This window comes from Micromonospora sp. WMMD975 (assembly GCF_029581215.1).
Lineage (GTDB): Bacteria > Actinomycetota > Actinomycetes > Mycobacteriales > Micromonosporaceae > Micromonospora.
Genome location: NZ_CP120739.1, coordinates 2,656,962 through 2,675,487 on the forward strand (window position 1 = coordinate 2,656,962; position 18,526 = coordinate 2,675,487).

General features: G+C 75.1%; 19 protein-coding genes. 11 read left to right on the forward strand and 8 right to left on the reverse strand.

The genetic code is table 11. The features are described from left to right. Positions 1–90: 90 nt before the first annotated feature. The 10 genes from O7613_RS11515 (at position 91) to O7613_RS11560 (ending at position 9,256) form a co-directional block, all read left to right on the forward strand. A complete protein-coding gene (locus O7613_RS11515) occupies positions 91–486 on the forward strand; it encodes a hypothetical protein (protein WP_282293762.1) in 396 nt (131 codons plus the stop codon). Further along, positions 486–1,247 carry a hypothetical protein gene (locus O7613_RS11520; protein WP_281588875.1) on the forward strand — a complete coding sequence of 254 codons (762 nt, stop codon included), beginning with the start codon at positions 486–488 and terminating at the stop codon, positions 1,245–1,247. Before O7613_RS11515 ends, O7613_RS11520 begins: the two co-directional genes overlap by 1 nt. 52 nt (positions 1,248–1,299) lie before the next feature. Beyond that, a complete protein-coding gene (locus O7613_RS11525) occupies positions 1,300–2,871 on the forward strand; it encodes a phage baseplate assembly protein V (RefSeq protein ID WP_282293764.1) in 1,572 nt (523 codons plus the stop codon). Further along, entirely contained in the window at positions 2,871–3,209 is a 339-nt protein-coding gene (locus O7613_RS11530; protein WP_281588871.1) for a hypothetical protein, read from the forward strand. Before O7613_RS11525 ends, O7613_RS11530 begins: the two co-directional genes overlap by 1 nt. Next, the gene (locus O7613_RS11535; protein WP_282293766.1) at positions 3,206–3,667 is read left to right on the forward strand and encodes a GPW/gp25 family protein; all 462 of its coding nucleotides are present in this window, start codon (positions 3,206–3,208) and stop codon (positions 3,665–3,667) included. The genes O7613_RS11530 and O7613_RS11535 overlap by 4 nt, the downstream gene beginning before the upstream one ends. Continuing rightward, complete coding sequence (locus O7613_RS11540; protein WP_282293768.1) at positions 3,664–6,336, forward strand: putative baseplate assembly protein; 2,673 nt, start codon at positions 3,664–3,666, stop codon at positions 6,334–6,336. The genes O7613_RS11535 and O7613_RS11540 overlap by 4 nt, the downstream gene beginning before the upstream one ends. Next, positions 6,317–6,979: a phage tail protein gene (locus O7613_RS11545; RefSeq protein ID WP_282293770.1), complete on the forward strand. Its 663-nt coding sequence runs from the start codon at positions 6,317–6,319 to the stop codon at positions 6,977–6,979. The genes O7613_RS11540 and O7613_RS11545 overlap by 20 nt, the downstream gene beginning before the upstream one ends. Continuing rightward, complete coding sequence (locus O7613_RS11550) at positions 6,976–7,896, forward strand: hypothetical protein (RefSeq protein ID WP_281588866.1); 921 nt, start codon at positions 6,976–6,978, stop codon at positions 7,894–7,896. The genes O7613_RS11545 and O7613_RS11550 overlap by 4 nt, the downstream gene beginning before the upstream one ends. Before the next feature lie 55 nt (positions 7,897–7,951). Next, positions 7,952–8,428 (forward strand): hypothetical protein, encoded by a 477-nt coding sequence (locus O7613_RS11555; RefSeq protein ID WP_282293773.1) that lies wholly within the window; start codon positions 7,952–7,954, stop codon positions 8,426–8,428. A 63-nt stretch (positions 8,429–8,491) separates the two neighbouring features. Continuing rightward, positions 8,492–9,256 (forward strand): hypothetical protein, encoded by a 765-nt coding sequence (locus O7613_RS11560; protein WP_282293775.1) that lies wholly within the window; start codon positions 8,492–8,494, stop codon positions 9,254–9,256. On the opposite strand, the gene O7613_RS11565 is transcribed toward O7613_RS11560, so the two are convergent. The 8 genes from O7613_RS11565 to O7613_RS11600 all read right to left on the reverse strand — a co-directional run bounded on the left by O7613_RS11565 (position 9,249) and on the right by O7613_RS11600 (position 16,944). Next, on the reverse strand, positions 9,249–9,863 hold the full coding sequence (locus O7613_RS11565; RefSeq protein ID WP_281588860.1) for a bifunctional 4-hydroxy-2-oxoglutarate aldolase/2-dehydro-3-deoxy-phosphogluconate aldolase: 615 nt from the start codon (positions 9,861–9,863) through the stop codon (positions 9,249–9,251). The genes O7613_RS11560 and O7613_RS11565 overlap by 8 nt on opposite strands. Beyond that, positions 9,860–10,819, reverse strand: a complete 960-nt coding sequence (locus O7613_RS11570; protein ID WP_282293777.1) for a sugar kinase — start codon at positions 10,817–10,819, stop codon at positions 9,860–9,862. Before O7613_RS11570 ends, O7613_RS11565 begins: the two co-directional genes overlap by 4 nt. A 53-nt stretch (positions 10,820–10,872) precedes the next feature. Beyond that, positions 10,873–11,895, reverse strand: coding sequence for a PmoA family protein (locus O7613_RS11575; RefSeq protein ID WP_348775406.1), 1,023 nt, complete (start codon positions 11,893–11,895; stop codon positions 10,873–10,875). After that, on the reverse strand, positions 11,892–12,575 hold the full coding sequence (locus O7613_RS11580; protein ID WP_282293779.1) for a hypothetical protein: 684 nt from the start codon (positions 12,573–12,575) through the stop codon (positions 11,892–11,894). The genes O7613_RS11575 and O7613_RS11580 overlap by 4 nt, the downstream gene beginning before the upstream one ends. Next, the gene (locus tag O7613_RS11585) at positions 12,572–13,444 is read right to left on the reverse strand and encodes a carbohydrate ABC transporter permease (protein ID WP_281588856.1); all 873 of its coding nucleotides are present in this window, start codon (positions 13,442–13,444) and stop codon (positions 12,572–12,574) included. Before O7613_RS11585 ends, O7613_RS11580 begins: the two co-directional genes overlap by 4 nt. Next, entirely contained in the window at positions 13,441–14,424 is a 984-nt protein-coding gene (locus O7613_RS11590) for a sugar ABC transporter permease (protein WP_281588854.1), read from the reverse strand. Before O7613_RS11590 ends, O7613_RS11585 begins: the two co-directional genes overlap by 4 nt. A gap of 32 nt (positions 14,425–14,456) precedes the next feature. Then, positions 14,457–15,800 (reverse strand): extracellular solute-binding protein, encoded by a 1,344-nt coding sequence (locus tag O7613_RS11595; RefSeq protein WP_282293781.1) that lies wholly within the window; start codon positions 15,798–15,800, stop codon positions 14,457–14,459. 97 nt (positions 15,801–15,897) lie between these two features. Further along, entirely contained in the window at positions 15,898–16,944 is a 1,047-nt protein-coding gene (locus tag O7613_RS11600; RefSeq protein ID WP_281588850.1) for a LacI family DNA-binding transcriptional regulator, read from the reverse strand. 236 nt (positions 16,945–17,180) lie between these two features. Between O7613_RS11600 and O7613_RS11605 the strand changes: the two genes are divergently transcribed. Further along, the gene (locus O7613_RS11605) at positions 17,181–18,509 is read left to right on the forward strand and encodes a Gfo/Idh/MocA family oxidoreductase (RefSeq protein WP_282293782.1); all 1,329 of its coding nucleotides are present in this window, start codon (positions 17,181–17,183) and stop codon (positions 18,507–18,509) included. Positions 18,510–18,526 lie beyond the last annotated feature (17 nt).

Here is an 18,526-nt window from a genome sequence, read left to right on the forward strand (position 1 = left end):
GTCCGAGCCGTCGACCGGGGACGCACCGGCCGAGGTCGAGGCGGCACCGGCGGCACCGGAGGCGGCGGCACCGCTGGATCGGCGGCAGGCGTGGCCGCCGGGACCTCGGCGGGCAGCGCGTACCCGACGGATCCCGGCGGCGGGCCGCTGTGGTTCGCGCCCGATCATCCGCTCGCCCCACCACACCGGGGTACGCGCGCCGCGCACACCGGGTCCGGATCCGCCGGCCACGCGCCGGGTCGCGATCGGGTTCGGGTGCACCTGTCGTCGCCGGGACGACAAGAAACGCACCCGAAGCCGACGGCGGGCGGCCGGGAGCGGGACGTACGCCCGGGGCCGTGGCCGGTGCTGCCGGACCAGTCCGCGGTGACACCCGCCCGGGATCCGTGGCCGGCGCTGCCCGACGATCCGGCGCCCCGGGCGGCGACGCGGGCGGCCCCGTGGGGTGACGCGGTCCGACTGGACCGGGAACAGGCGGGTGGCTGATGGAACGCGTCGCCTTCCTCGTGGACGAGTCCGGCACCCGGGTCGACTGCCTGCTCAACCCGGAGACCGTGCAGGTCACCCGGCTGGCCGGGGTACGGCCGCGGGGCGGCCCGGACGGTGCGCTGACCGGCGCCGGGCTGGCCGACGACCCGCTCGTGTTCACCGGCGGCGGGCGTACCGAGCTGGTGCTGGACCTGCTCTTCGACGTCGACTTCGTGGAGTCCCCGGCCCGCCCCGAGGACGTCCGCGCGCTGACCCGCCCGCTGTGGATGCTGGCCGAGAACTCGGCGGTGGAGCACGGCTGGCCCCGCCCGCCGCTGGTCCGCCTGGTGTGGGGCAAGACCTGGAACGTGCCGGGCGTGATCGCGGCGATCGCGGAGCGCTTCGACGCGTTCACGCTCACCGGCACGCCACGCCGCTCCTGGCTGCGCCTGCGGCTGGTCCGGGTGGCGGAGACCGCCGAGGCGGCCCGCGCCGGCTTCGAGGAGGAGCTGGCGGCGGCGGGCACGCCCACCGTGGCGCCCGGTTCCGCGGTGGTCGCCGCCGCGGACGGCGCGGCCGAGCCGGGCTGGTCCGGGGTGCGGTTCGACCTGCTCGCCCACGACGCGTTGGGTTCGCCGCTGCGCTGGCGGCTGCTGGCAGAGCACAACCGGATCGCCGACCCGCTTGCGGTGCCGGCCGGCACCGCCCTCGCGGTCCCCCCGACCGGTGGCACCGCACCACCGCCGGACGCCACCACCACGACGGGAGGCGCGCCGTGACCGCCACCACCACCGGAGGTACGCCGTGACCCACCACGACGGGAGGCGCGCCGTGAACCGGGCCGCGACGGTGACCGTGGACGGCCGGCCGCCGGCCGACCCGGCCCGGCTGCGCGGGATCCGGGTGGCCGCCCGGCTGGACGTGCCGACGCAGTGCGAGGTGACCCTGGCCGCCCCGCCCGGTCCGGGCGCCCTCGACCCACAGGTACGCCCCGGCGCCGCCCTCGACGTACGCCTGGACGGCACCCCGGAGGCCCTGTTCACCGGTGAGGTGACCGCCGTGGAGGTGGAGTACGCGGGTGACGGCGCGGCACTGCTGCGGATCCGGGCGTACGACCCGCTGCACCGGCTGCGCAAGCGTCAGGAGTTGCGGGTGTTCGAGTCGGTGACGGCCGCCGAGCTGGCCGGGGAGCTGTGCGTCGGGCTGGGCCTGCGCCTCGCCGCCGAGGCCGACGGGCCGCGCCTGGACCGGCTGCTCCAGCACCGGCACACCGACCTGGAGCTGTTGTGCGAGGTGGCGCAGAGGGCCGGGCTGCACCTGAGCGTGGACGGTGACCGGCTGCGGCTGTTCACGCTGGACGGTCACGGCGAGTCGGTGCCGTTGACCCTCGGCGAGACCGTGCACGCGGTGCGGATCTCCGAGAACCTGGACCGGGCCGGCGCCCAGTGCGCCGCGCTGGGCTGGCATCCGCAGCGCGCCGAGCCGCTGGGCCAGCGGGCCGGCGAGGCACGCAGCGGGCGACGGATCGCGTTGCGCCCGGCGCCGGGCGACGTCGGCGCGGACGGGGTGCGTACCGCCGTGGACCAGCCCGGGCGCAGCGACGACGAGCTGGCCGCGCTGGCCCAGGCCGGGTTGGACGCCCGGGTCGCGTCACTTGTCACCGTCGAGGGCACGGCCGAGGGCGATCCGGCGTTGCGGCCGGGCCGGCGGATCGCCCTGGCCGGGGTCCCGGATCCGGTGTGCGGCGTGTACGTGCTCACGGACGTGGTGCACACAGTGGACGCCGACGGCCACCTGACCCGGTTCTCCACCGCCCCGCCGGAGCCGCCCCCGGTGGCCGCGCCCCCGGCGGCGACGGTCACCCTCGGCACGGTCACCGACGTCGACGACCCGGACGGGCTGGGCCGGGCCCGGGTGTCGCTGCCCGCGTACGGCGACCTGGACGCCGGCTGGTTGGCCGTGGCCTGTCCGGGCGCGGGCCGGGGCAAGGGCATCGTCGCGCTGCCCGACCCGGACGACACCGTGCTTGTGGCGCTGCCCGGCGGCGAGCCGGCGGCGGGCGTGGTGCTCGGCTCGCTGTTCGGCGCGGTCGAGCCGTACGACGCGGGGATCGTCTCCGGCCGGTCCCGGCGGTGGTCGGTGCGGACCGGCACCGGCCAGTCGATCGTGATCGACGACGACGGGCGCACGCTGCGGCTGGCCACCGACGCGGGCAGTTTCGTCGAGCTGCGCCCCGAGTTGACCACCGTGCACGCGGCCGGTGACCTGGTGCTGTCCGCGCCGGGTCGGGCCGTGGTGGTGCGCGCGAGGACCGTCGACTTCCTGCACGCCCCGGCGGCCGAGGACGCCGGGACCGCCGCCGCCCAGGCCCGTACCCTCGCCCGTTCCGCCGGAGGTGGCTGATGCGTTGGATCCACCGCGACTCGCTGATCACCTGCGGACACGACGGGCGGGTGGCGAACCGCCCGTCGCAGCAGTGGGTGCGCGTGCGGGGCGTGCCGGTGCTGGTGCGGCCCGACCCCGAGGAGCGCGACATCACCGCCTGCCCGAACTACGGCCCGACGATCAAACCCTGCCTGCACACCATGACCGTGACCGTCGGCTACAGCGCCTGGCTGCGGGTGGACCGGCAACCCGTGGTGCTGTCGCACCTGGACGGCCTCACCGACGGGACCCCGCCGGGGACCGTGCACCACCAGGTCCGCGACCCGCGGCAGAGCTTCCTGGGGGCGGACGCATGAGGGCCTTCCGGTTCGTCGGCGCCGGCTTCGACGCGGGCCGCGCCGGTGGTCTCGCGCTCACCGCCGCCGGCGGTCTCGCCATGACCGAGGGGGACGAGACGGTACGCCAGGCGTTGTGCCTGCTGCTGTCCACCACCCCGGGCGAGCGGCTGATGCGTCCCGGGTACGGGTCGCGGCTGCACCGGCTGGTCTTCGCGCCCAACGACGACACCACCGCCGGCCTGGCCATCCACTATGTCCGGCAGGCGATCCGGCGGTGGGAGCCGCGGGTCGAGGTGTTGGACGTGGACGCGGGGCCGGACCCGGACGATCCGTGGCGGCTGATGATCCGGCTGGACTACCGGGTGCGGGCCAGCCTCTCCCCCGGCCAGTTGGTGTTCTCCGTCGACCTGCTGCCGCCCGACGACGACCTCGACGCCGACCCGGCCGACCGGACCGAAAAGGGGGCCACCTCATGACGCTGCCGGTGCCGCACCTCGACGACCGTGCCTTCCTCGACCTGGTCACCGAGGCCCGGGAGCGGATCCGTCGCTCCTGCCCGGACTGGACGGACCTGTCCGCGCACGACCCGGGGATGGCATTGCTGGAGGCGTTCGCCTACCTGACCGAGGTGATGATCTACCGGCTGAACCAGTTGCCGGAGAAGGCGTACGTCGCGTTCCTGAACCTGCTCGGCGCGACCCGGCACCCGCCGGCGGCGGCCTGGGCGGACGTGCGCCTCGCCCGCACCGGCGCCGATCGCGGCCCGGTCCGGGTGCCGGCCGGCACCCGGGTCGCCGCCGCCCGCGGCGCCGACCCCCGGCCGGTCGTCTTCGTGACCACCGAGCCGGCCCTGCTGCCCGCCGGCGAGACCGAGGTGACGGTACGGGTGCACCACTGCGAGCCGGTCGAGGCGGAGCTGCTGGGCACCGCCACCGGTCAGCCCGGGCAGACGTTCCGGGCCGCCCGCGCGCCGCTGACCCGCACCGCCGAGGCGCTGGACCTGCTGCTCGGGGTGGAGGTGCCGACCGGTTCGGTGGAGCTGGGCGCCGCCGCCCGCGAGCACGAGGGCCGCACGTACGAGATCTGGCGGCCGGTGGACAGCTTCGCCGGTCTCGGCCCGCAGGCCAAGGTCTACCTGGTCGACCGGGCCTCCGGGGTGGTCACGTTCGCCCCGGCGCTGGACCTGCGCCCGGTAAGCGCCACCGGGACCGGACCGGACACCGGGAACGGACCGGACACCGGGAACGGACCCGGGAGCGGCCCGGCCGTCGAGGGGGCGGCCGGGCCGACGACGGTGGCGGCGATCCCGCCGGCCGGGCGGCAGGTGCGGCTCTGGTACCGGTGCGGCGGCGGGCCGGCCGGGAACGTGGCCGCCGGGGTGCTGACCAGCCTGCGGGACCCGCTGCCGGGGCTGCGGGTGGACAACCCGGCGCCGGCCACCGGCGGGCGGGAACTGGAGTCGTTGGAGTCGGTGCTGGCGCGCGGGCCGTACGAGTTCTTCGCCCAGCAGCGCGCGGTGACCGCGCGGGACTTCGAGATCCTCGCCACCGGCTCCGGCGCGGTCGCTCGGGCCCGCGCGTTCACCCGGGCCGCCGTCTACAGCTTCGCCCGCCCGGGCGAGGTGGAGGTGGTGCTGGTGCCGTACGTGCCGGAGGCGGCCCGCCCCGGCGGCCGGCTGCCGGTGTCGATGCTGCGCGAGCACGAGGTCGAGGAGGCCCGCCGCCGGGTCGAGGCGGACCTGGAGCGGCGCCGGGCGCTGGGTACGGCGGTGCGCGCCGGCTGGGCACGCTACAAGGCGGTCTCCGTCCGGGCCCGGGTGGTGGTGCGCCGCGAGGAGGACGTCGACGCGGTCCGCCGCCGCATCCACGACCGGCTGCACCAGACGTTGAGCCCGCTGCCCACGCCGCTCAACCCGGCCGGCTGGGCGTTCGGCGAGCCGCTGCGGGCCTCGAACGTCTACCGGATGCTGGAGCACGCCGAGCCGGGCGTGCGCTACGTCGAGTCGGTGCGCTTCGTGGTGGACGAGGCGCCGGACGCGCAGGTCCGCACCGTCGCGGTGGACCAGTACCAGCCGGGCACCTGGTACGCCGGGCGGGGGCCGGTGCTGTTCCGGTCGACCGACGCGGGCGCGGGCTGGGAGCCGGCCGGCCGGTTCGACGACGAGACGGTGGTGCGGGTGGCCCCCGCGCCCGCCCCCGTCCGCCCCGGCGTGGTGCCCCGGGCCGGCTCGGTGGCGGTGGTGAGCACCCGCGACGCCGGTGGCTCCCGGGTACGGCTGAGCACCGACCTGGGCGAGAGCTGGACGCTGCTGACCGACCTGGAGGCCGGGGTGCGGGACCTGGCCTGGATCGACCGGGACGGCACCGGCGCGTTGCTGCTGGCCACCGACGCGGGCCTGTACGAGGTGCCGCTGCTGCCCGGCGCGGTGCCGTTGCAGATCCTGGTCGACCCGGCCGACGCCGACCGGGGTTTCTACGCGGTGCGGTCGTTCGTCTCCGAGCGGGGCGCGCCCGGGGTGGCGGTCGCCGCGCAGGCCGGGTTCGGGGTCTACCTGTCCACCGCCGCCGGCCGCCCCGGCACGTTCACCCACGTGGGTCTGGCCAACGTGGACAACCGGGTTCTCGCCGTGCAGTACGACGGCCCGGCCACGCTGCTGTGGTGCGGCGCGGGTGAGCCGGACCCGAAGAAGCCCGGCCAGGGCGCCCACCGCACCCGCCTGTTCGAGTCCGACGTGCAGTGGCAGTCGATGTCCGCCGGCTGGATCGGCGGCACCTGCCGGGACCTGGCGTTCAGCGGCCCGCTGGCGCTTGCCGCCACGCAGAGCGGCGGGGTGGTCCGGCTGGACACCCTCGCCGGGCAGCCGCAGTGGCGGTCGGTGATGGTCAACTGCGGCCTGCCGCTGCGGGACCGGACCCGGTTCTCCCCGGTGGACGCGATCGCCGCCACCGCGCCGGCCGGTGACGGCGGGCGGCTGGTGCTGGCCGGCGGCGAGCGCGGCGTGTACCGCAGCGGCGACGGCGAGGACTGGGCGGCCAGCGCCAACCAGTCCACCGCCGACGTGGTCACCGTGCCCGGCACCTGGCTGCTCTGCTCCGGCGAGCACGACGTCGAGGTGGTGCGGCAGGATGCGTCGAGCGGCGATTGAGCGGCTGCTGCCGGCCGCGTACCAGCGGGCCGCCGGCCCGGGCAGCGTGCTGGGCGCGCTGCTGGACGTGATGGAGGCGCTGCACGCCCCGGACGAGGCGGTGCTCGCCGACGTCGACGCGTTGTTCGGGCCGTACCGGACGGCGGACGGGTTCGTGGCGTACCTGAGCCGGTGGGTGGCGATGGACCACGTGGTCGCCGCGCCGCGCGCGGACGCGCCGCTGCCGCTGCCGGTGGGCCGGCTGCGCGACCTGGTGGCGCACGGCGCGCTGCTGGCCCGCTGGCGGGGCACCCCGTACGGGATGCGCACCGCGTTGGAGCTGGCCACCGGGGTGACCGGGTTCGTCCTCGACGAGCCGGCGCAGCGGCCGTTCCACCTGGTGGTGCGCGTGCCGCCGGCCGCCGCGGACCGGCTGGCGCTCGTCACCCGGATCGTCGAGGCGGAGAAGCCGGCCGCGGTCACCGTCGAGGTGGTCGCCGCGCCGGCCGGCGCACCCGCCGGCCCGACGCCGCCCACCGAACCGACGCCGCCCACCGAACCGACGCCGCCCACCGAACCGACGCCGCCAGAGCCGGTGCGCGCGGTCGGCCGGGCGCACGTGCCCCCTCCCCCGCCGCACGATCCGCCCGAGGAGCCGTCATGACCACCGAATGGACAGTCGTCGCCGCCGCCGAACAGTTCACCCTGGACGCCCGCAACACCGGCGAGCTGACCTTCACCGTGTCGAACCCGGGGGCGGCGCCGGACACCGTGGTGTTCGACGTCGCCCCCGGCGAGGGCAGCCAACGCGCCTGGTTCACGGTGGCCGAGCCGCAGCGCGTGGTGCCCGGGCAGGGGTCGGTGTCGGTCCTGGTCCGGCTCGCCGTGCCGCCCGGCACCCCGCCCCGGCGCTACGACGTGACCGGGTTCGCGTACTCGGCGAACACCGCGCCGGAGGAGAGTTCCCGGTCCAGCGGCCGGGTGACGTACGACGTGCGGGCGGTCGAACGGCCGAGGCGCTCGCCGTGGCCGTGGGTGGCCGCCGCGGCGGTGCTGCTGCTCGTGGTGACCGGCGTGGTGGTGTGGCTGGTGACCCGCGGCCCGGACACGCCCCCCACGCCGGCGGTGCAGCCGGTGGCGGTGGAGGCGGAGACGCTCGTCGCCGGCGCCGAGGTGACGTCGAAGAGCGCCACGAAGGCGGCGGTGGTGGCGCAGGACAACTGCTGCGGCGTGGTCTTCTCCGGCGACAAACAGTTGTTCTTCCTGGGCCGGGCGGTCGGCGACCGGGTGACCGTGTCGGTGGACCTGCCGGCGGACGGCAGGTGGCGGTTCTCCACCGTGCGCGTCACGTCGTACGACTACGCGAACACCATCTGGCTGGTGGACGGGCGGCAGGTCGGCGACACGTTCTTCGGCTTCACCCCGACCGTGGTGCGCACCGACGAGCTGGACGTGGACACGGTGGAGCTGGCCCGGGGGCCGCACACGCTGACGCTCGTGGCGGTGAGCAAGACCCAGGGCACCGACGGCTACTTCGCCGGGGTGGACCTGATCCGGTTCACCCCGGTCGACCTGCCGTGAGCGCGAGGAGTGAGCCGGTGTTGCGAGCCCCGCAGTCGCGAACAGGATCGGCAGCATGACCGGGCGGCAGAAGGTGCTGCTTGTCGCGCTGGCCGGGCTGCTGGTGGCGCTCTGGCTGGTGGCGGTGGCCGGGCGACGTGACGGTCCGGGCGACCCGGCCGCCGGGCCGGGCCCGCTGGGCCGGCTCGGGCGCGGCGCCGGTGCGGTGGACCCGGCGACGGTGACCGTGGCGTGCGTGCCGCCGGCCGCCGCGCCGACCGCCACCGCCGACGGGGTGGTGGTCGGCTTCGACGCCGTCTGCCGGCTGCGGGTCGCCGATCCGGGGTCCCTGCGCACGCTCGTGCTGCGCGGCGGGACGCCGTTCGAGGTGACGGCCCCCGCGCCCGGCGACGCGGACGTCACCGTCACCGACGAGGTGACGCCCGGGCCGGACGGCGGGCCGGTGGCGAAGGTGGCGGTGGACCGGGTGACCGAGGTGGTCCTGCGGTGCCCGGGAGGTGGCGGGTGCGCGGTCACGATCGCCCGGTCCTGACCGGGCCCGCCCGGGGAGGAGCGCGCCCGGTCCGGACCGGGCCCGTCCGGGAGGGGACGCGACATGGGTGAGCTACGCAAGCCGTTCCTGCTGCTGGCGTTGCTGGCGGTGGCGCTCGTGGTCGGGGTGGAGCTGGGCGCGGCGGCGCTGACCGGCGGCGGGGACGCGGGTTCCGCGCTGCGGGACAGCGCCGGGCAGCTCGGCGTGGAGCTGGGCGACGTGGGCGGGGTGGCCGAGCCGTCCGGCCGGGGCACCGGCTATCTCGCGCTGATCGACGTGGTGGCGCTCTGGACCACCGGGCTGTTCGCGTTGAGCCTGGTGCTGCCGGACCGGGTCCAGGGTCGGGTGCAGGGCGTCGCCACGCTCGTCTTCTCGATCGTGCTGCTGCTGGTGGCGCTGGTCCTGCTGATCGTCGCGTTCGTCGAGCTGACGGTGATGGTCTCGCTGTTCCTGGCGCCCCCGTTCGGCACGCTGGCGTACCTGGCGGTGTGGGGGTTCTTCCCGGTCGGTGACGCGGCCGTGCTGCTCGGGCTGGTGCTGCTGCTCAAGCTGGTGTGGGCCGGGCTGCTGCTCGCCGCCCAACCGCGTTTCCTGCGCAACAAGGGCCTCGTCGCGCTGGCGCTGACCACGTTGTTGTGCACGGTGGTGCTGCAGTTCCTGCACGGCCTGCTGCCGGTGATCCTGGTCAGCATCCTCGACGACCTGGGCGCGGTGGTGTTCGCCGTGGTGGCGCTGATCTGGGCGCTGGTGCTGCTGATCGGTTCGATTCCGGCGATCGTGAAGGCGATCCGCACCACCGCCACCACGTCCGGTCGCACGGTCAGCTGACCGGGTCCCCGGTGGCGAGCGCGGCGAGGCGCGGGAGCTGCGCCGGGTCGGTGAGCGCCGAACCGACCGCCACCACGCGCACCCCGGCGGCCAGGAAGTCGCCCGCGTTGCCGGCGTCGATGCCGCCGGTGGCCACGAACCGGGCTTCCGGCAGCGGTCCGGCGACCGCCCGGAACCAGGCCGGGCCCAGGCTGACCGCCGGGAACGCCTTGAGCCAGATCAGGCCGTGGTCGAGCGCCCGCTGCGCCTCGGTGGGGGTGGCCACGCCGGGCAGGTGCGGGATGCCGTAGCCGCGGGCCGTGTCCGCGACGGCCAGGTCGAGGCCGGGGGCGACGGTGAACGCCGCGCCGGCGCTCATCGCCTGGCGGACCTGGGCGGGGCTGCGGACCGTGCCTGCGCCGACGATCCGGTCCCGGCGCCGCCCGGCGGTGACGGCGGCGCGCAGCGCGGGCACCGCCCCCGGGGTACGGATCGGCACCTCCACCACGTCGATGCCGAGGTCCCAGGCCACCTCGGCGAGGCGGACCGTCTCCTCCGGCGGCAGGTCCCGCAGGATCACCATCACCCGCGCGTCGCCGAACAGCGGTGCGAAGTCGTGTGCGCTCATGTGCCGTTCCCTCCGTCGCGTCGCCGTACCGGCGTCGCCCAGTCCCGGTCGGTCAGCGCCAGCGCCCGGGCGATCCGCGCCGGGTCCGGCGGTGGCGCGGTGTCGCCCGGCACGGCCAGCACCGGTGCCGCGGTGAGGTGACCCAACCGCAGGCACGATCTCAGGTCAACCTCGCGCAGCAGTCCGGCGAGGAAGCCGGCGGCGAAGGCGTCCCCGGCGCCGACCGGCTCCACCACGTCCACCTGCGGCGCCGGCACGAAGACCGCCGGCCCGGTACGCGGCAGCGCGGTCGCGCCGACCGGCCCGTCCTTGACCACCACCAGTTCGGGTCCGGGCAGCAGGTCGCGGACGGCGGTCGGGTCGGCGCTGCCCCAGAGCGTCGCCGCCTCGTCCAGCCCGACGAGCACCACGTCGGCGCGGTCGGCCAGGTCGCGCAGGATCGGGGCGGCCCGGTCGGCGGGCCAGAGCGCGGGCCGGTGGTTCACGTCGAAGACGATCCGGGCGTCGGGCAGCGCCCGCCCGGTCAGCGCGTGCGCGAGCAGCCCGTGGCAGGAGTCGGAGAGCGCGGCGGTGATCCCGGACAGGTGCAGCAGCCGGACGCCGGCCAGCCGGGGGTCGGTGAGGTCCGGCGCGTCGAGGCGGCTGGCCGCCGATCCGGCCCGGTGGTAGTGGACCCGGGTGCCGGCCGGGCCGGGGTCCTTGAGGTAGACGCCTGTCGGCGCGGCCGGGTCGACGGTGACCAGGGAGACGTCCACGCCGGACGCGGCGATCTCGGCGATCACCCGGCGGCCGAACGGATCGTCGCCGACCCGGCTGAGCCAGGCCGCGCGGTGGCCGAGCCGGGCCAGCCCCATCGCCACGTTGGACTCCGCGCCGCCCACCCCGACGGTGAGCCGGGCGGCGTGCTCCAGCGGACCGCCGTCGTCGGGGGCGAGCACCACCATGGTCTCGCCCACGCAGGCCACCTCCGGCCCGCTCATGAGGTGGCCTGCACGGCGGGCCGGGCCGGTCACGACGTGGCCTTCGCGGCCAGCCGGGCCGGGACGTCCGCCGGGTCGAGGTGACCGTCGACGACGAGCACGCGGTGCCGGTTGCGGCGGGGGCGGTCGACGGCGACCACCGCCGGCCGGTCGAAGGCGTACGCGACGCAGACGCCCGGGTACATCGCCGTCCGGACGAACCACCTGTCGCCCGGCCCGAGGCCGGTGAACACGAGCGTGTACGCGCCGCCGCCGGACCCGGTGCCGAACAGCGCCAGCCAGGGCGCGGCCGAACCGTTGACCGCCTCCTCGCCGGCGGCGTCCACGGTGCGCACCCGGGGTTCCGGCCCGGCCGCGACCCGCCAGAAGAAGCCGCCGTAGCCGGCCCCGCCGGGTCGGCCGTTCGTGGCCGGGCTGCCCAGGTGGACGTCGCCGCCGGTGGCGGACGTGAGGGTGGCGCTCAGGTCGAGCCACCAGGCGTCGTCGCCGGCCGGGGCGGCGGTCAGCCGGCGATGCTCGCGCAGCAACGGCCGCCCGCCCGCGTCCCGCCATTCGAGGTCGTGGTCGAGGCGGTCGGCGGCCCGGTCCCGCCAGCCGGTGTGGGCGATGACGCCGTGGTCGTCGCGCCAGGTGTAGCCGGTGCCGCGCACGTACGTCCGGCCGCCCCACAGGTTCGCGCCGGCCACGTCCTGCACGGCGAGGGACGCGCCGAGGTGCCAGACGTGGTCGGCGGGGAGCGCGTCGGTGACCGGGACGCCGGCCCGGGTCCGCACCGGGTGCAGGTAGGGCCGGGGCCCGTGCCGGGGGTCCAGGTCGGGCCGGACCACGTAGCGGGCCACCTCCACCCCCGCCACGACCAGCCGCTCCGCACCAGTCGCGGCGGCGTCCGGCGTGCCGGCCCGGGCCGCGTCCGGAACGGCGGCGGCAGCGTCCGTCCCGGCGGCGGCAGCGTCCGTCCTGGTGGCGGCAGCGTCCGTCCTGGTGGCGGCAGCGTCCGTCCTGGTGGCGGCAGCGTCCGTCCCGGCAGCGGCGGCGCGGGGATCGGCGGTCACGACGCCTCCGGTCCGACTGCCGGGTGGTGGGCCCGCGCCGGCTCCGGCGCGCCGCCCGGACGGCCGAGGGCACCGGCGAGGGCCGCTTGACGGTCGGCGAGGCGGACGTCGATCGCGTGCAGCGCGGCCAGGGTGTACCCGCCGAGGATCGGCACCGCGACCGGGGTGACGAGCGCGGCGAGCAGCACGGCCAGGCCGCAGGTCCCGGCGGCGGCGGCCCACGCGCCGGGCCGCTGCGGGCAGGTGCGGGCGACGTGCCGGGCGGCGGCCCGCCAGCCCCGGCCGCCGGTGCGCCCGATCGCGACGGCGACCAGGCCGGCGTACCCGAGCAGGGCCGCGGCCACGACGGCGGTGACGGCCAGGGCGGGGCCGCCGCCGGGTGCCCGGCCGGTGGCCAGCGCGAGCAGGTCGGCGCCGAGCGCCACGGCGACGGTGAGCGCGACGGCGCTGGCGGCGAGGCCGGCGGGCAGCGCCCGGCCGAACCGGGTGAGGGTGGTCCGAGCCGCGGGCCACGACCCGGTGACCGCGCGGTCGTGCAGCGCGGCACTGGCGGTGGCGATCGCCGGGGCGAGCGTGAGCACCGGCAGCGCGGCGAGCGCCACGGCGAAGCCGAGCAGCGCCAGGTCGGTCGCCTCGGCGAGGGTGTCCCGCCAGTCCCGGCGGGGGCGGTCGGCGCTCATCCCTTCAACCCGCTGGTGTTGATGCCCTCGACGAGCATCCGCTGGAAGGCGAGGAAGAACAGGAACACCGGCAGCAGGGACAGCACGGACATCGCGAACATCGGGCCGACCGCGCTCTGGCTCGTCGAGTCGATGAACAGGGTCAGCGCCACCGGAACGGTGTAGTCCTCCAGGGTGGACAGGAAGACCAGTTGGCGGAAGAAGTCGTTCCAGGTCCAGATGAACGAGAAGATCGCGGTGGTGACCAGCGCGGGCCGGCTCAGCGGCAGGATCACGTGCCGGAACACGCCGTACGGCGTGGCGCCGTCGATCTTGGCGGCCTCGTCCAGCTCGCGCGGGATGCCGCGCATGAACTGCACCATGAGGAAGACGAAGAACGCCTCGGTGGCCAGGAAGTGCGGGATGAGCAACGGCAGGTACGGCCAGTCGCCGCCGACCAGGCCGAGGCTGCGGAACAGGATGTACTGCGGCACGATCAGCACGTGCCCGGGCAGCAGCAGGGTGCCGATCATGACGGCGAACCACATCTTGCGCAGCCGGAACCGCAGCCGCCCGAGGGCGTACGCGGCGAGCAGGCAGGACAGCGCGTTGCCGACCACGGTGAGCAGGCTGACCATGGCGCTGTTCAGGAAGAACCGGCCGAAGCTGACGTCGAAGTTGGTCCAGCCGTCGACGTAGTTGCCGGGGGTGAACGTCTCCGGCAGCAGGCCGATGTTGTTGACGATCTCGGCCTGCGACTTGACCGAGGTGCCGAGCATCCAGATCAGCGGGTAGAGCACCACCGCCACGATCGCCACGAGCACCAGCAGGCGCAGCGTCTGCCGGTTGCGCGGGCGACGGCGGCCGGCGACGGCGGTCACCGCGGTCATGAGTCGTCCCCTCCGTCCGAGTAGTGCACCCAGAACCGGCCGGTGCTGAAGAACACGGCCGTGATGAGCGCGATGGCCAGCAGGAACACCCAGGCCATCGCCGAGGCGTAGCCCATCTCCAGGTCGGTGAAGCCGGAGATGTAGAGCTTCAGCGTGTACATCAGGGTGGAGTCGACCGGGCCGCCGGTGCCGTTGCTGAGCACGAACGCGGCGGTGAAGCCCTGGAACCCGTGGATGGTCTCCAGCACCAGGTTGAAGAAGATCACCGGGGAGAGCATCGGCAGGGTGACCGCGCGGAAGCGCCGCCACACCCCGGCGCCGTCCACGGCCGCCGCCTCGTACAGCTCGGTGGGGACCTGCTTGAGCCCGGCCAGGAAGATCACCATGGGCGCGCCGAACTGCCAGATGGCCAGCACCATGAGCGTCTGCAGGGCCCAGTCCGGGTCGGCGACCCAGGGCAGCCCCTCGATGCCGAACAGCGCGAGGAACGAGTTGAACGCGCCGTCCCGGTTGAACATGTTGACCCAGACGATGGCGAGCGCCACGCTGCCGCCGAGCAGCGACGGCAGGTAGAACAGGCCGCGGAACAGCCCGACGCCGCGCCAGGCGCGGTTGAGCAGCAGCGCCACGCCGAGCGCGGCGGCCAGCTTCAGCGGTACGGCGACCAGCGCGAACGTCAGCGTGACCCGCACGGCGTGCCAGTACGACGGGTCGGCGGTGAACATCCGTTCGTAGTTGTCCAGCCCGACCCAGCGCACCTCCGACAGCGGGGTGAGGATGTCGTAGTCGGTGAAGCTCAGCCAGAGCGAGAGCAGCATCGGGATCGCCGTGATGCCCATCAGTCCGATGAGCCAGGGCGAGAGGAAGACGTACCCTGCCAGGCCCTCACCGAGCCGGGCCCGGCCGGCCCCGCGCCGCGTGGGGCGGGGGCCGGCCGGTCCGGTTCGTGGGGTCCGGCCGGGCGCCGTGGTGAGGGCCACGGGCCGGTTCCTTTCTTCTCGGCGGCGGGTTGTCAGGCGATCGCGGCTTTGCAGGCGGTGACGAACTGCTCCGCGGCCTGGGCCGGAGTGGCCCGGCCGTACTGGGCGTTCTCGGCGGCCTTGGTCAGCTCGGACTTGACCTTGCTGTGTCCCTTGATCGGGACCTGCGGGGACGGGCCGAACTTCTGCGCCAGGTCGGACTCGACCTGGATGGACTGCTTCATCGCCGGGTCGGTGGCGGTCTCGCTGACCTTGGCCCGTAGGTCCATGTTGGACGGCAGGCCCCGGTCGGTGCCGAGCAGCGCGACCGCCTCCGGGTCGTTGTTCAGGAAGTTGATCACGTCGACCGCGGCGTCGCGGTGCTTGCTGCCCTTGAACACCGACCAGTACATCGAGGCGCGGGCCCACTGGCCGCTCGGGTCACCCGGGTACGCCACCACGCCCAGCTCGTTCTTGGTGTTCTTCTTCAGGTCCGGCATCTGGTTGACCCACGCCCAGGAGGTGGCCGCCTTGCCGGTGACCACGAGCTGCTTGGTGACGTCGCTGGCGTTGCCCTCGTGGATGACGTCCGCGGGCGGGGTGGCGCCGGAGTCCCGCGCGCCCTTCCACAGCTCGAACCACTTCGTCACGTCCTCGACCGTGAAGCCGAGCTCCTTGCCCTGGTAGAGATCCTTGCCCTGCTGGCGCAACCAGACCCAGAGCGCCTTGTAGTCGGCGCTGGGGTCCTGGGTGCCCGGGACCTTCGTCTTCTTCGCCACCTGCTCGGCCCAGGCGATGTGCTCCTCCCAGCTCATCCCGGTGGTCGGCTCGGGCAGCCCGTTCTCCACCAGCAGCGTCTTGTTGTAGACCAGGCCCTGGGTGTTCTCCCCGGCGGCCACCCCGGCGAGCTTGCCGTCGACCACGCCGTACTCCAGCAGGCTCTTGGGGAACTTCGACACGTCGAGCTTGCCGGAGTCGCGGTAGCTGCCCAGGTCGAGCGTGGTGCTGCGGCCGGCGTACTCGGCCAGGTAGTTGTCGTCGATCTGGAACAGGTCGGGCGGGTTGCCGCCGGCGGTGAGCGTGGCGAGCTTGTCGAAGTAGCCCTGGTTGGCCTGCCAGGTCTTCTCGAAGGTCACCTCGGGGTGCTTCTTGGTGTAGAGGGCCAGGGCGTCCTCGGTGAGTTTGGCCCGGGCCTCGCCGCCCCACCAGAAGATGGAGAGCTTGACCTGGCCGCCGTCACCGCCGCCGCCGTCGTCGCCGCAGGCGGCGGCGCCCAGGGCGAGCGGCGCGGCCAGCGCGACGGCGGCGAGGCCGCGGACGAATCGACGTCGGGACAGGGGGGTACGGTGATTCCGCCCGGCGGGTGCGCCGGCGGTGGGGGACGTTGCGGGGTGCATCTGCGCTCACTCCTCGGCTGTGGGAGGCGACGACGTCACCGGTGGCCGTCCACGGGCCGCCCGGGTCCGCACCGCTATGCGGGCCCGGGCCACCCGGTCAGGTCCCGGCGCCGTCCCGACCGGGCTCGGGCACGGGCCCGGTCGAGTCGCGGACGACAAGTACGGTCTGGAGCATTACCTGTGCGGTGGTGCGACGGTCGCCGGCCGCCGCGCCCCGGCCCCGGGCGCCGCGCGGCGCGTCGGAGTCGAGTTGCAGCAGCATGTCGACGGCCGTCCGGCCGGCGGCCGCGGTCGGCGTGGCCACCGTCGTCAACTTGGGGCGGGTGAGTCGGCTCAGCGCGATGTCGTCGACGCCGACCACGCTGACGTCCTGCGGCACCCGTAGCCCCAGCGCGTCGAGCCCTTCGATCAGGCCGAGCGCCATCAGGTCGTTGTAGGCGAGCACGGCGGTGACGCCGCTGCGGCGTACCGGTTCGGCGAGCGCGCCGCCGCCGGTCTCGGTGGGCTGGTTGGGTCCGAGCAGGGTCAGCTCGCCGCCGCCGCTGCGGGCGGCGGCCGAGGCGGCCCGGCGCATCTCCCGCGCGGTCCACGAGCCGCGCGGGCCGCCGAGCAGCGCGATCCGCCGGTGGCCGAGGCCGAGCAGGTGCTCGATCGCGGACCGGGCGCCCTGCCCGACGTCCATCATCACGCAGGGCAGGCCGGCGACCTGGCGGTTGATCACCACCACCGGGACCTCGCGGCTGACCTGCTCGATCAGGCTGTTGCTCATCCGCGGGCTGCACAGCAGCACGCCGTCGACCTGCTTGGCCAGGGCGTGGACGAGGTCCTCCTCGGCGATCACGTCCTCGTTGGTGTCGGCCACGAACACGTGGTAGTCGCGGTGCCGGGCCTGCCCCTCCGCCGCCTTGATCAGCGGCGGGAAGAACGGGTTGGCGATGTCGGCGACGATCAGGCCGATGTTGTGCGTCCGACCGGTGATCAGGGCGCGGGCGGCCCGGTTGGGGCGGTAGCCGAGGTCCTCCGCGCAGGCCAGCACCCGGCCCCGGGTCTCCGGGTTGACCAGGTGCGGGGCCGAGAACGTGCGGGAGACGGTGGAGATGTGCACGCCGGAGGCCCGGGCGACGTCCCGGATGGTGGCTGGCACGGCGGCTCCCTGGTCCGATGTGGTGGGGGTCACGGGTGCCGCCAATTAATGCAAACGGTTGCTCCGGTGTCAACGCCTCATTGTTACGGATCGATTTCAACCGCACGCCCGGTGGGCGGATATAACCACACGAATCAGGATTCATGGTACGGGAAAGCCATCGACCATTGACGACGCGTCGCCCGGCATGGTTTCTTCGGCTGCAAACCTTTGCAGCACCGCGGGAGGCCGACGTCATGTCATCACCGGCCCGGAGACGGGTCCGCCACGCCCTGGTCGGCGCCGGAGCGCGCGCCGAGATGTTCGTCCGCGCGCTCGCGCTCGACCACGCCGACACCACCGAGCTGGTCGCCCTGGCCGACGTCAACCAGACCCGGATGGACGCGCACAACCGCTGGCTCGCCGAGCTCGGCCAGCCGCCGGTGCCCACGTACGCCGCTGCCGACTTCACCACCATGCTGGCGAAGGAGCGCGTCGACGTGGTCCTGGTGACGAGCGTCGACGTCACCCACGACGAGTACGTGGTGGCCGCCCTGCGGGCCGGCTGTGACGTCATCACCGAGAAGCCGATGACCGTCGACGCGCCCCGCTGCCGGCGCATCCTGGACGCGGTCGCGGAGACCGGCCGGCAGGTCACCGTCGCGTTCAACTACCGCTACAACCCGTTGCACGAACAGCTCCGGCGGCTGCTCGCCGACGGCGCGGTCGGCGAGATCGGGTCGGTGCACTTCGAGTGGCTGCTCGACGTGCGCCACGGCGCCGACTACTTCCGCCGCTGGCACCGGGACAAGGCCACCTCCGGCGGACTGCTGGTGCACAAGGCCAGCCACCACTTCGACCTGGTCAACTGGTGGCTGGACGCGCGCCCGGTCGAGGTGCACGCGGCCGGGCGGCTGTTCTTCTACGGCGAGACCGGCCGCCGGCACGGCTACGCCCGCGACTACGACCGGGCGCACGGCGCCCCGGCCGCCGCCGACGACCCGTTCGCGCTGCGGCTGGCCGAGCACCCTCGGCTGCGCGAGCTCTACCTCGACGCCGAGGCCGAGGACGGCTACCACCGCGACCGCAACGTCTTCGCCCCCGGCGTGACCATCGAGGACGACCTCGCCGTGCTGGCCCGCTACTCCACCGGCGCCACCATGACCTACCACCTCACCGCGTACGCCCCCTGGGAGGGCTACCGGGTGATGGTCAACGGCAGCCGGGGCCGCCTCGAACTGGAAGTGACCGAGAGTGACCACGTCAGCCCCGGCGACGCGTCCGCGCTCAAGGGCGCGGCGCTGCACGGCGACGAGGCCGCCGTGGAACGCGGCGAGGCCCGGCTCACCCTGCGGCCGTTCTGGGAGCCGCCGGTCCAGATCCCGGTGGACGGCTGGACCCGGCGCGGGCACGGCGGCGCGGACACCCGGATGACCCGGGTGCTGCTCGGCGGCGAGGCCGACCCGCTCGGCCGGGCCGCCACCGCGTACGACGGCGCGCTCGCCCTGCTCACCGGCCTCGCCGCCAACCGCTCGCTGGAGACCGGCGCGCCCGTCCGGGTCGCCGACCTGCTCACCCTGCCCTGACCGAGGAGCCCGCACCC

Coding starts and splice junctions, on each gene's coding strand:
- O7613_RS11540 (WP_282293768.1), top strand. CDS start 3,664: ATGACGCTGCCGGTGCCGCACCTCGACGACCGTGCCTTCCTCGACCTG.
- O7613_RS11580 (WP_282293779.1), bottom strand. CDS start 12,575: ATGAGCGCCGACCGCCCCCGCCGGGACTGGCGGGACACCCTCGCCGAG.
- O7613_RS11535 (WP_282293766.1), top strand. CDS start 3,206: ATGAGGGCCTTCCGGTTCGTCGGCGCCGGCTTCGACGCGGGCCGCGCC.
- O7613_RS11565 (WP_281588860.1), bottom strand. CDS start 9,863: ATGAGCGCACACGACTTCGCACCGCTGTTCGGCGACGCGCGGGTGATG.
- O7613_RS11530 (WP_281588871.1), top strand. CDS start 2,871: ATGCGTTGGATCCACCGCGACTCGCTGATCACCTGCGGACACGACGGG.
- O7613_RS11545 (WP_282293770.1), top strand. CDS start 6,317: ATGCGTCGAGCGGCGATTGAGCGGCTGCTGCCGGCCGCGTACCAGCGG.
- O7613_RS11605 (WP_282293782.1), top strand. CDS start 17,181: ATGTCATCACCGGCCCGGAGACGGGTCCGCCACGCCCTGGTCGGCGCC.
- O7613_RS11585 (WP_281588856.1), bottom strand. CDS start 13,444: ATGACCGCGGTGACCGCCGTCGCCGGCCGCCGTCGCCCGCGCAACCGG.
- O7613_RS11560 (WP_282293775.1), top strand. CDS start 8,492: ATGGGTGAGCTACGCAAGCCGTTCCTGCTGCTGGCGTTGCTGGCGGTG.
- O7613_RS11520 (WP_281588875.1), top strand. CDS start 486: ATGGAACGCGTCGCCTTCCTCGTGGACGAGTCCGGCACCCGGGTCGAC.
- O7613_RS11595 (WP_282293781.1), bottom strand. CDS start 15,800: ATGCACCCCGCAACGTCCCCCACCGCCGGCGCACCCGCCGGGCGGAAT.
- O7613_RS11550 (WP_281588866.1), top strand. CDS start 6,976: ATGACCACCGAATGGACAGTCGTCGCCGCCGCCGAACAGTTCACCCTG.
- O7613_RS11555 (WP_282293773.1), top strand. CDS start 7,952: ATGACCGGGCGGCAGAAGGTGCTGCTTGTCGCGCTGGCCGGGCTGCTG.